The sequence below is a fragment of the Pseudomonas sp. NFACC04-2 genome, assembly GCF_900119265.1.
Taxonomy (GTDB): domain Bacteria; phylum Pseudomonadota; class Gammaproteobacteria; order Pseudomonadales; family Pseudomonadaceae; genus Aquipseudomonas; species Aquipseudomonas fluorescens_AA.
In genome coordinates this window covers 1-12,557 of sequence record NZ_FPJC01000045.1, presented here as the reverse complement: position 1 = coordinate 12,557, position 12,557 = coordinate 1, and the positions used below count along the sequence as shown (strand labels likewise).

General features: G+C 61.4%; 3 protein-coding genes and 2 pseudogenes. 4 read left to right on the top strand and 1 reads right to left on the bottom strand.

Features of this window, described 5'->3' with window-relative positions; all coding sequences use genetic code 11:
• From BT125_RS28045 to BT125_RS28035, 4 genes and pseudogenes are all read left to right on the top strand, one after another.
• Positions 1 to 2,428, top strand: a pseudogene (locus BT125_RS28045) (hypothetical protein); the annotation flags it as partial.
• Between the two features lie 319 nt (positions 2,429 to 2,747).
• The gene (locus tag BT125_RS29845; RefSeq protein ID WP_256573853.1) at positions 2,748 to 5,282 is read left to right on the top strand and encodes an RCC1 domain-containing protein; all 2,535 of its coding nucleotides are present in this window, start codon (positions 2,748 to 2,750) and stop codon (positions 5,280 to 5,282) included.
• A gap of 64 nt (positions 5,283 to 5,346) precedes the next feature.
• A pseudogene (locus BT125_RS30160) lies at positions 5,347 to 5,430 on the top strand (DUF6124 family protein); the annotation flags it as partial.
• 315 nt (positions 5,431 to 5,745) lie between these two features.
• Positions 5,746 to 7,341: an Ig-like domain-containing protein gene (locus BT125_RS28035; RefSeq protein WP_072412397.1), complete on the top strand. Its 1,596-nt coding sequence runs from the start codon at positions 5,746 to 5,748 to the stop codon at positions 7,339 to 7,341.
• A gap of 170 nt (positions 7,342 to 7,511) precedes the next feature.
• On the opposite strand, the gene BT125_RS28030 is transcribed toward BT125_RS28035, so the two are convergent.
• A partial coding sequence (locus BT125_RS28030; protein ID WP_072412395.1) for a beta strand repeat-containing protein occupies positions 7,512 to 12,557 on the bottom strand: 5,046 nt, incomplete at its 5' end.

Genomic DNA, 12,557 nt, shown 5'->3' with positions numbered 1-12,557 from the left:
GGGGCTCGAATGCTTGATTGACCCGTTGGTGGAGATGCAGCGTCACGCCTGGGCGCTGGAGGCTTGGGATCGAGTCGACCTGTATGTCAATGACGACACCACGCCCGTCGCAGGCGATACCGTCCAGCCGGGGGAGGAACAAAACCGCATGCGCCTGCATATCCCCCATGGACGCTTGATCAATGGGGTCAACAGGCTGCACTACATCGTGACCCGCCCCAGCGATAACTCATCACGGCCCTCCAGGGACCTGTTCGTGCTGTATCACCTGCGGGCGCCAGGTGACCCTGCGCCAGAAGGCCTGGATCTGTTGATCCCATCCGATGTTGTCCGCGACGGGGTCAGCGCCGAGCGGGCGGCGCAGGGCGTGGAGTTCGGCTTCGACTACACCCACCGACGGGACTACGACCAGATTCGCTTTCTGCTGGGCAATGCGACGGTTGAATGGGAAATCACCGACAGTTCGATACCGGTGGTGAAAACCCTGTTCACCGACACCTTCCAACAAGCGGGTGACAACCCCAACACGCTGGCGGAGTTCGTGGTTTTCGATCAGTTGGGCAACTTCAACCGGTCGCCCACCAAACGTTTGGATATTCATCTTGGCCAGCCGGCAGAGCTGCTTCCACCGACCATTGACGAAGCTTTGGGCGACCAACTCGACCCTGCCAATACACCCAACGGCGCCACGGTGCGGATACCGGCGGAGGTTAACCTGCTGGAGGGCGACTCCGGCGAAGTGCGCTGGGTAGGACTACCAGGGGCCGGCAGCATCAACGTGCCATTTACCATTTCGGCCAGCGAGGAGGGGCAGTCCAAGACCGTACCCGTGCCGAAGTCGGTGGTAGAGGCGAATATTGATCAGACCATCACACTGGACTACACGTTGCGGCGCCAGGGCGGGTCGCCTCTCCCTTCCGATCCGGCTGTCTATGACATACGGCGGCAGGTGGGTTCTGGACAGTTGTTGGTCATGGGCGCGCGTAGCGTGTTTTTCAAACATTGGGTCACCAGCGAGATACGCCAGCTGACAGCATTGGACAAAACGACACACAAGCCGCGTGAGGCATTGTGGCAGTACGAAGGGGACAGTGAGAGTGTGAGCGCAAGCCACTTCCCGGACACCCACCCCTCGAAACTACTGCACGTACGCAGCGGTAATGATTGGGTCCGTATCAACCCCGTTAATGTCTTCAGCAATGGTAACAATGTGTACACCGACCACACGGCGCCCTATGCCGCTTTTGTGGCTCGCCGTGACAGTGGTCATCTGGTTGGATGGGGCATGGCCGTGTATGGCGGTGACATCCCGTCGACCATCAGGACCTTCACCGACATTGTCGAGGTTGCTGGCTCAGCCTTTTCCTTTGCAGCATTGCGCGCCAATGGCCATGTGGTCGCCTGGGGCAGCCTGCTGCACGGTGGAGAGGTGCCGGAGGCGATCGCCAGGCTCAAGGATATCGATGCGGTATACGCTAACTCTTACGGATTTGCGGCGCGTCGCACCAATGGCAGGTTGGTTGCCTGGGGTGATGAGAGATTTGGTGGCGTGCTGCCAGGGCCCATCGAGGCGCTGGCTGACATTGATGAAGTCACAGGCGGCCATTGGGCTTTTGCTGCACGCCGTACCCATGGTCAAGTGGTCGCCTGGGGCCATCCTGACACAGGCGGCACGGTGCCGAACGCCCCCCAATACAGCAACGTTAAACGGATCATAGGCTCTGCCGCGGCTTTCGCAGCGCTGCGTACCGACAGCAGTGTGGTCGCGTGGGGCCATGCCAGCGGGGGCGGCGAGGTGCCGCGCGACATCGCCACGCTCGACGACATCATCGACGTATCCGCCACCCATGTGGACGCTAATGCCGATCGTGACCAAGGCGCCTTTGCCGCACGCCGGGCCAACGGGCACGTGGTCGCGTGGGGCCATCCATCCCTGGGTGGATCAGTACCCCGGGATATCGCCGAGCTGAACAACATCTTGCAACTGACATCCAGCTCGGGGGCCTTTGCTGCGTTACTGACCGACGGACATGTCGTCGCCTGGGGCCATCCGGAATATGGCGCGGCGGTGCCCGGGCCAATCCTCACACTTGATAACATCGTGCAAGTAACCTCCACGCAAGGCGCTTTTGCCGCACTGCTGGCCGACGGCACAGTCGTGGCATGGGGGCTTGCGGCTTGGGGCGGCGACACTCGGGCGGTGGCTGATCAGCTATTCGACGTCAGGGCTGTCTACTCCAACAATCAGGCATTTACGGCGCTGACAAACGACGGGCGAGTCGTCACCTGGGGCTTGGCCGATGCTGGCGGCAACAGCGACGCCGTCCAGAGCCAACTGCGTGGTCAGGTTTCCTACTACGCCACCCCAGCATCGCGCGGTGCCGCGCTCACGCTTCAGGCCCGCAGCCTGGAAAGTGGAAGCAGTTGAAAAAAATCAGCGACTGAGCCGGTGAGGCGCCCTGTGCGCCTATCGCGTGGATGCCCTCAGACATACAAACCTTGATGAGGGTCGCGCTCACACGCTTTGCCAGCCATAGGCGACAGCTGCGCTGTCGAGCGGGGGCAAGCGCCCTCGCCACAGCGAGCTGCTCCGAGCCCATCAGGGTGTCCATCAGCCAGTTTCACACCGACCACTCGTCTTAAACCCGTCCTCACCTGTTAGCTCTGACAGTAGCCAGTTTCCCCGCCCTGGCGTGTGATAACCGAGCCAAAGCGGCTCACGTCCCGTCACCTGCCAGGAGAAGCCAATGGATATCCAATCCTCCACCTTGGACGAATTATTCGTCCTGTACCCTGTGATCATTCCGGGTTGGGTCACTCCGGTGAAGCCTGCCGGCCTCGCCGATGGTGGGATTCCCAAGAGCCTTTACGACGACCAGCCTCAGGGCCTGAGGTGCCTGATTGACCCTTGGACGGAGCTTAAGCGTCATTCCTGGACAATGGCGGCGGATGATCGCGCTGACTTATATGTCAATGACGATCCCACTCCTGTCGCTGGCAAAACCGTAGAATCGGGGCAGGAACAAGATCGCATCACCTTGCACATTCCTAATGGGCATTTGATTCACGGGATCAACAGGCTGCATTACAAAGTGACCCGCCCCAGTGAAAATGCCGTGCCCTCCAGGGACCTATTCGTCCTGTATCACCTGCGGGCACCGGGTGACCCAGCGCCAGACGGCCTGGATCTGGTGATCCCGCCCGATGTCGTCCGCGATGGGGTCAGCGCCGAGCGGGCGGCGCAGGGTGTGGAGTTTGGTTTTGCCTATACCTACCCGCGAAACTACGACCGCATCAACTTTCTGCTGGGGGATGTGACCGTCCCGTTCGAGGTAGCCGACGCTTCGACACCCGTGGTGAAGACCTTGTTTACCGACACCTTCCAACAGGTGGGTGATAACGCCAATACATTGATCGAATACCGGGTGACCGACCAATTGGGCAACGCCAATCAGTCCCCCATCAAGCGTTTGGATATTCATCTTGGCCGGCCGTTGGAGCTGCTTCCCCCGACCATTGACCAAGCCCTGGGCAACCAACTCGATCCTGCTGACACGCCCAACGGCGCCACGGTGCGGATACCGGCGGAGGTTAATCTGCTGGAGGGCGATTCCGGCGAAGTACGCTGGGTAGGGCTCCCAGGGGCCGGCAGCATCAACGTGCCGTTTACCATTTCGGCCAGCGAGGAGGGTCAGTCCAAGACCGTTCCCGTGCCAAAGTCCGTGGTAGAGGCGAATGTCGATCAGACCATCACACTGGACTACACGTTGCGCCGTCAGGGCGGGTTGCCTCTACCCTCGGAACCGGCGGCCTATGACATACGGCGGCAAGTAGGCTCCGGACGGTTGCTGGTCATGGGCGCGCGCGGCACTTCGAACGCCCTGCACTGGACGACGGTGGCAAGCAGCCGCTTGCTTACCGCGTTGAACGCCGTTACACAGCAGCCGCTTGAAGCGCTATGGCAGTACGAAGGCGACAGCGGCGACCCGATCCGAAGTGCCGTATTCCATGACAAGCAGCCCTGGCGGTTACTGCATGTGCGCACCAGCGAGGATGAGGTCCGTGTCAATCCCGCCAATCTGTTTGGATGCGGCAACTTTAAAATCCACGACCCCTCGCAAGCATGGGGCGCTTTCATCGCTCGCCGGAACCAAGGCAACCTGATTGGGTGGGGGGTGCCGGGGCACGGCGGCGCCGTTCCGTCGACCATTGCGACACTCACCGACATCGTCGGCGTTGCTCACGCGGCCTATGCCTTCGCCGCATGGCGAGCTAACGGTCGTGTGGTGGCTTGGGGCTGGGAGGAGCGAGGCGGTGTCGTACCGGCGGCGATCAGCAATCTTACCGATATCGTCGAAGTGGTTGGGACCGGACATGCCTTTGCTGCGCGGCGGGCGACGGGCCACCTAGTGGCGTGGGGAGACGCGATCGCGGGGGGCGTAATTCCAGCGGAGATTGCCCTGCTGGATGACTTTGAAGAAGTGGCCGCTTCAGCACACGCCTTTGCCGCGCGGCGAGCCAATGGCACCGTGGTGGCATGGGGAAGGCCGGACCTGGGGGGAGCGGTGCCGGGCGATATCGCCTCGCTCAACGATATTGTGGAACTGAGCAACGCCTACTATGTCTTTGCAGCACGGCGAGCCAATGGATCCGTAGTGGCTTGGGGAACTGAACCGAACGCCGGCGGCACGGTGCCAGCGGCTATTGCAACACTCACTGACATTGTCGAAGTGGTTGGCGCGAGTACGGCACTTGCCGCCCGACGATCCAATGGATCGGTGGTGGCGTGGGGAAATGCGAACAGCGGCGGAGCCATTCCGGCACCCATTGCGACGCTCAACGACATCATCCAGGTAGTCTCTACATCTGGATCCTTTGCCGCTCTCAGGGCCAGCGGCCATGTGGTGACCTGGGGGAGTTCGGACTATGGAGCGCCGGTGCCTGCCACCATCGGAGTTTTCGACGACATCGTTCAGATTGCAGCCACTGCCGCAGCATTTGCCGCATTGCGCCGCAACGGCACTGTAGTGGCATGGGGTAATGAAATGTGGGGAGGCGCGGTGAACGTGAATGACCTGACGAATGTACGGGCTCTTTACGCCAACAGTCAGGCCTTTGTCGCGCTCACGAGCGATGGGCGAGTAGTCACCTGGGGCCTTGCCGACGCTGGGGGTAACAGCGACTCGGTCCAGGGACAACTACGCGGTCAGATCTCCTATTACGCAACCCCCGCGTCGCGCGGCGCCGCGCTCAAGCGCCAAGCACGCAGCGAGGGCCCATAGGCGACTGGAGCGGGCTAACGACGGAACTGCGCCAGCCGGCGCGAGGCATAGAGCATCACCTTGTCACGTGGCCCTGGGCATCCAGCAGTTGATCGAACTGGGCGAATTGCTCGCAGACCGGGCACTGGAGAACGTCGACCCACGCTAACCGATTCACCACGCCCCGTGACGAGGGAGCTTGCTCCCGCTGGGCGGCGAAGCTGCCCCAAATGGCCTGGCGCGGTCTTGCAGGCAGACCGCGCCGGCTGGTTTTACGACGGCTGCGCCGCCGAGCGGGAGCAAGCGCCCTCGCCACAGCGAGCTGCTCCGAGCCCATCAGGGTGTCCATCAGCCAGTTTTACACCGACCACTCGTCTTAAACCCGTCCTCACCTGTTAGCTCTGACAGTAGCCAGTTTCCCCGCCCTGGCGTGTGATAACCGAGCCAAAGCGGCTCACGTCCCGTCACCTGCCAGGAGAAGCCAATGGATATCCAATCCTCCACCTTGGACGAATTATTCGTCCTGTACCCTGTGATCATTCCGGGTTGGGTCACTCCGGTGAAGCCTGCCGGCCTCGCCGATGGTGGGATTCCCAAGAGCCTTTACGACGACGAGCCTCAGGGCCTGAGGTGCCTGATTGACCCTTGGACGGAGCTCAAGCGTCATTCCTGGACAATGGCGGCGGATGATCGCGCTGACTTATACGTCAATGACGATCCCACTCCTGTCGCTGGCAAAACCGTAGAATCGGGACAGGAACAAGATCGCATCACCTTGCACATCCCTAATGTGCATCTGATTCACGGGGTCAACAGGCTGCATTACAAAGTGACCCGCCCCAGTGAAAATGCCGTGCCCTCCAGGGACCTATTCGTCCTGTATCACCTGCGGGCACCGGGTGACCCAGCGCCAGACGGCCTGGATCTGGTGATCCCGCCCGATGTCGTCCGCGATGGGGTCAGCGCCGAGCGGGCGGCGCAAGGGGTGGAGTTCGGTTTCAACTACAGCAACCGGCGCGACTATGACCGCATTCGCTTTTTGTTGGGCAATGCGACCATTGATTGGGAAATAACCGACAGCTCGCTACCGGCGGTGAAAACCCTCTTCACCGATGCGTTCCAACAAGCGGGAGACGACCCCAATACGGTGGCCGAATTTGTGGTTTTCGACCAGTTGGGCAACTTCAACCGGTCACCGGCCAAACGCCTGAATATCCAACTGAACCAACCGGCGCCGCCCGTCATCACCTCGGTGAAAGATGCCAAAGGCGACGATGTTCCAGATGGTTCAAGCACCGAGGAGACCGCCGTCACGCTCAGTGGTACCGGCGCTAGCGGTCAGCGAGTGGACATTTTTGACGGTTTGGATTTCAAAGGTAGCACCTTTGCCATCGGAGGCAACTGGACCCATGCCGTCATTGGCTTAGCCATCGGCGACCACAGCTTTACCGCCAAGGGGATTTACGGAACCGAGCCGGTGTCGCCACCCTGGACGTTTACCGTCGGGACGTCCGATATCATAGACACATCCCCCCATGTGTTTAAGCAAGCCATCTACACCACCAGCAACTTCGCGCCGAAAAATCGCTACTACGACCTGGAGCGAAAGCCTACCGGTGGAAAGCCCCCGTACACCTACAGGTCCAGCAAGCCCAGTGTTGCTACAGTCGATGTCGATGAGGGCGGCGTCCTGGTCAAAGGGTCCGGTAGCACCACCATCACCGTTCGCGATAGCGCAGGGAAGACTTCAAGCTACGATGTCCAGGTCTTCTCGGTCCAGGACGTTATTTTCAATAACGGGAGCGCCTACATGGATGCACGGGAAGCCAATACCTGGGCTGCGCCATACATCCAGAACGGCGGCGCCAGACCTGGGCCTCTTTGGGGCACTTCGCTGAAAACGCGCTTTGAAATAGGGAGCGAGTGGCTATATCCAACGGCCTGGATTTGGGCGCCACCTCCCCTTTCCCCGAATAGCCAATGGGGGTATACCTCATTCCCCTCCGACATCGTGAACTTTACCGACAACGCCACGCAGTTCGCGGGAAGGGCCCTGATTTGTATGCGGGTCAATGGATAGTACTAGCCGGATGGGTGAGCAGCTCGCTCCCACATGGGATCTGTGTAGGCGCCGAATTTGTGGACATGGCGATCAAGATTTATCGCGAGACCGAGCAGCTCCAATCTGAAATATAGAAAACCCGCCCTTTCCACTCAGGAAAGGGCGGGTTTTGTCGTTTCAGCCTCAGCTCACACCGTATCCACCTTCAGCGAGTGATCATTCAACATGCCGTTGATGATGGTCGCCGTGTCCGCTGCGCCGATGATTCCCCCCGCGCCAGGCGCGACGCCGTAATGACTGGCGAGGTTGACGCCGGCCAGGTCGATGGTCTGGTTCGGCGTGGCGCCGGCAATGGCGCTGACGTCGATGCTGGTGATGACCGACGCCCCGCTGCCGCTCACGCTGAAATGCAGGTAATCATCCAGTGACGCCGCGCTGCCATTCTCCCCTTGCAACAACTGGGATAGGTCGAGCTTGTCGATGCCGGGCGCGAAGTCGGTGATCACGTCGTGGCCATTATTGCCCGCCTGCCATTGGAAGGTATCGGCACCGCTGCCTCCGGTGAGGGTGTTGTTGCCCAGGCCACCGATCAGCAGGTCGTCGCCGCCACCGCCATTGAGCACGTCATGGCCCAGACCACCGTCGAGGCGGTTGCTGGCACCGTCGCCAGTGAGGGTGTCGTTGAAGTTCGAGCCCACGAGGTTTTCGATGCGGCTCAATGTATCGGTGCCCGCACCCAGGGTGTTCTGCGCCGCCAACAGGCCCAGGTTCACCGTGACTGCCGACGTGGCGTGTGCATAGCTGACGGTGTCGTTGCCCGTACCGCCATCGAGCAGGTCGTTGCCCGTGCCGCTGTAGAGCAGATCATTGCCTGCCCCACCGTTCAGGGTGTTGTTGCCCGAACCGGCGCTGAGTATGTCGTTGCCGTCGCCGGCGTTGAGGATGTTGTCGCCGTTGCCAGCCAACAGCACATCGTCGCCACTGGTGCCCGTCAGGGTATGGCCCGCCTGATAGCTGATGCCTACCGCTGCGCTGTCACTGCCACCGTGGTTGTCGCTGGCGGTGTAGCTGCCGTGGTAATCCGCTGTTTTATCTTGCGCCCCGGCATAGTCGACGGTGAGGGTCAGTTGATAGTTCTCCGCCGCGTTGGAATTACCGCCGCCGGGATTGGCGATGTTGGTGACGTGGATCTGGTAATTGCCATCCGCTGCCGCAGTGAAAGAAGCCCCGTCGTTGATCGCAATGAATGGCCCGCCGTTGAGTGAATACTCCATCGCAATGTGACCGGCCGACAGGTTGTGGTCCAGGGTGAGGGTTTCGCCCTGTTTGAGGCTGATGTTGAGCCGGTCTTCATCGTTGGTGTTGTTATTGGACACCATCCCCAATGCACCGCTGACCACCAACATCGCCGTCATGCTCGCGGTATTGGCGACGAAAGCGCTGCGGCTGAGGTTGATCGACTGCACGTTGTTGCCGGTGAAGCTGGCCGTACCAGTGCTGCCGGTGAAGTCCGCGCCTTTGGTGACCCAACCGGTATTGAAACTGGTGGGTGAGGCGGTGAGCGGATCGCCGTTGGCATCGCTGTCGTTACCCAGCAGCAACTCGCCCGGGATCACGATGTTGCCCGACAGCACGTTGGTGATGATGTTGTCGTCGCCAGCGATCGGTGGACTGTTGGGCACGACGTTGATCACCAGGTTGGAGCTCGCCAGGTCACCGTCATGGTCGCTGACGGTGTAGCCGATGTGCTCGCTGATCAAGGTGCTGGTGGTCGTCTGGGAGGTGTAGGTGAACGCACCGGTATCCAGGTTGACCACCAAAGTACCGTGGTGGTCGGTGGCGATGCTCAATGTGTTGGTCGCTGTATTGAAGGAGCCATGGTTGAGCCCGCCGCTGGCGGTCAGCGCACCATGGCCACCGTTGGCCGCCGGGTCATAGCTGTACGTGGTGCCATCGACCACCAGGCTTTTAATAAACCCGCCATCGGCGCCGAACGAGCCCCCCTCGCCCAGCAGGTTGCCGGTGACCGGCGTGCCTTGCACGGTGCCGGAAAGCACCGAGTTGAGCTGGTTCAGGTCGGTGACCACCACTGCGTTGGTGTTGGTGTGCGTGCTGCCGTCATAGGCCAGCGGGTCGAGATTGACGTTTCTGGCGCCGCTGCCCAGGCCGACGGCGTAATTCTTGATGCTGTTGGCATCGAGAAAGGCTTTCCACGCAACCTCGTCTGCCGAGCCGATTTCGCCCAAGGTCGGCTTGCCATCGGAGAAAAAATAACCAATGTTCTGGGCACCGGTCAGTTGTCCGGGGGTTGCGAACGCCGTCTTGGCCATCGCCACGGCCGCATCGTAATTGGTGTCACCGTGCGCGTTCAGCGCGGCGATCAACGTCTTGGCGGTTGCCACGTCCACCCACACGGCACTCTGGTCGGTGGCACTGCCGCTGAAGGTCACAAGCTGGACTTTGACGTCGCCCATGTCGTCGTATTTGTCGAGCAAGGCGCTGATCGCCTGTTTGGCCAGATCCATACGCGAGAGCCCTGGCACGCCGGAATCGTCTTTCATGCTGCCGGAGACATCAAGCACGATCAGCAGGTTCGAATCGATCTCCACCGCAGTCACCGAACGCTCGGACGCGATGGCGGTAGGCACGTCGTCGACGATACTCACCACCAGATTGCCCGTGACGGTGTTGCCCAGGGAGTCCTTGGCCTGGTAGGTGAAACTTTCACTCAGCACGTTCGGGCCGTCGTTGGCATGGGGTGTGGTCGTGGCCGGCGAGGTCAAGGTGTAGGTGTACGACCCATCGGGATGGAGCAGCAACTGACCGTAGACACCGGTGGCATTGCCCACCAGGGTGAAGGTGACGGCACCCGTGGCACCGCTGACCGAGCCGACCAAGCTCCCACTGGCGGTTTCACCGGTGGTGCTCGGGTCACTGCCGGTGACGGTGCCGGGGGCCAGGTCCTGGCCGTCCTGGTTCAGGTCGAGGGCTTTTTCGTAGACGGTCACGTCATGGTCGGTTGCTGCGACGAGGCAGCTGTTGTGCACATCGATGGTGATGGTCGTCGTGCTTTCATCGCCATCGGCATCGCGCACGGTGTAGGTGAACACATCGGTGGCGCCCGGCGCGCCGACGGTGTTCGGGTTGCTGTGGTAGACGGCGTTGCCGTTGGCGTCCAGGGTCAGGTAGCCGTAGGTGCCGTTGATCTGGGTATTCAAGCCACCGATGGCTGGGTTGGTGGTGTCGTTGCCGGCACGCACGCCGATGACTGCACCGCCGTCGGCACCGAGTACGTCGTTGTCCAGCACGTTGCCATTGACCGTCCCGCCCTCCACCACCGAGGCGACATCGCAGTGAGCCTTGGGCACGTCGTCGACGATGTCGATGACGATGGTGCTGGTGACCGTGTTGCCCAACGAGTCTGTGGCCTGGTAGGTGAAGCTTTCGCTCTGCACGTTCGGGCCATCGTTGGCGGCGGGCGTCGTCGTGGCCGGCGAGGTCAGGGTGTAGGTGTAGGAGCCGTCGGGCTGAAGCGACAGTTGACCGTAGGCACCGGTGGCATTGCCCACCAGCGCGAAGGTCACTGCGCCCACGGCACCGCTGATCGAGCCGACGAGGCTGCCGCTGGCGGTTTCGCTACTGGCATTCGGGGCACTGCCGGTGACTGTCCCGGGGGCCAGGTCCTGGCCATCCTGATTCAGGTCGAGGGCTTTTTCGTAGACGCGGATTTCATGATCCGGTGCGGCGACCAGGCAGCTGTTATGCACGTCAATGGTGATGGTCGTCGTGCTTTCATCGCCGTCAGCATCACGCACGGTGTAGGTGAACACATCGGTCGCGCCCGGTGCGCTGACGGTGTTCGGGTTGCTGTGGTAGACGGCGTTGCCGTTGGCGTCCAGGGTCAGGTAGCCGTAGGTGCCATTGATCTGGGTGTTCAAGCCACCGACGGCAGGGTTCGACGTATCGCTGCCGGCGCGTACGCCAACCACCATGCCACCGTCCGCGCCCAGCACGTCGTTGTCCAGCACATTGCCGTTGACCGTGCCGCCTTCCTCCACCGAGGCCAAATCGGCATGGGCCTTGGGCACATCGTCGACGATGTCGATGACGATGGTGCTGGTGACCGTGTTGCCCAACGAGTCCGTGGCCTGATAGGTGAAGCTTTCGCTCAGCACGTTCGGGCCATCGTTGGCGTGGGGCGTGGTGGTGGCTGGCGAGGTCAGGGTGTAGGTGTAGGAGCCGTCGGGCTGAAGCGACAGTTGACCGTAGGCTCCGGTGGCGTTGCCCACCAGTGCGAACGTGACTGCGCCAACGGCTCCGCTGATCGAGCCGACGAGGCTGCCGCTGGCGGTTTCGCTGGTGGCATTCGGGGCGCTACCGGTGACGGTACCGGGGGCCAGGTCCTGGCCGTCCTGGTTCAGGTCGAGGGCTTTTTCGTAGACGCTGATTTCGTGATCGGGTGTGGCGACTAGGCAGATATCGTGGACATCGATGGTGATGGTGGTGGTGCTTTCATCGCCGTCGGCATCGCGCACGGTGTAGGTGAACACATCGGTCGCGCCTGGGGCGCTGACGGTGTTCGGGTTGCTGTGGTAGACGGCGTTACCGTTGGCGTCCAGGGTCAAGTAGCCATAGGTGCCATTGATCTGGGTGTTCAAGCCGCCGATCGCCGGGGTCGAGGTGTCGTTGCCAGCGCGCACGCCAATCACGGCACCACTCACGGCCGGCCCGTCGGCGCCGCCTTCGTCGTTATTCAGGACGTTGCCACTGACCGTCCCGCCCTCATCCACCGAGGTGGAATCAGCATGGGCGGTAGGCAAGTCGTCGACGATATTCACGTCCAGATTGCCGTTGGCCGTGGTGCCGTTATCGTCGGTGACGACTACGGTGAATTGCTCACTAACGCTGTTGGCGCCGTTGGCGTTTGGATGGGCTTCATTGTCCAGCAGCGTGTAGCTGTAGCTCACCACACCAGTGCTGGCGTTGTAGCCAGTGATGGTCAGCGTGTTGCCCAGCGCGGTGGTAATCGATTGTGGGAAACCCGCCGCCACGCCGCCAGTGACGACGTTGATGCCGCCCACGCTCAGGGTCTGCACGCCGTCCAGCGCGGTCACGGTGAACGTGCCACTTTGAGTCAGGGCCGATGCATCCGGGCTGCTGCCGTCGCTGAGGTTTTTCTCCTGCAACGACAGCTCGCCACCTTCAGTGTCGAGGCCGGTGATGATCACCGGGTC

Bases quoted from the DNA above. Each gene is read 5' to 3' on its own strand.
- BT125_RS29845 (WP_256573853.1), top strand. From the start codon at position 2,748: ATGGATATCCAATCCTCCACCTTGGACGAATTATTCGTCCTGTACCCT.
- BT125_RS28035 (WP_072412397.1), top strand. From the start codon at position 5,746: ATGGATATCCAATCCTCCACCTTGGACGAATTATTCGTCCTGTACCCT.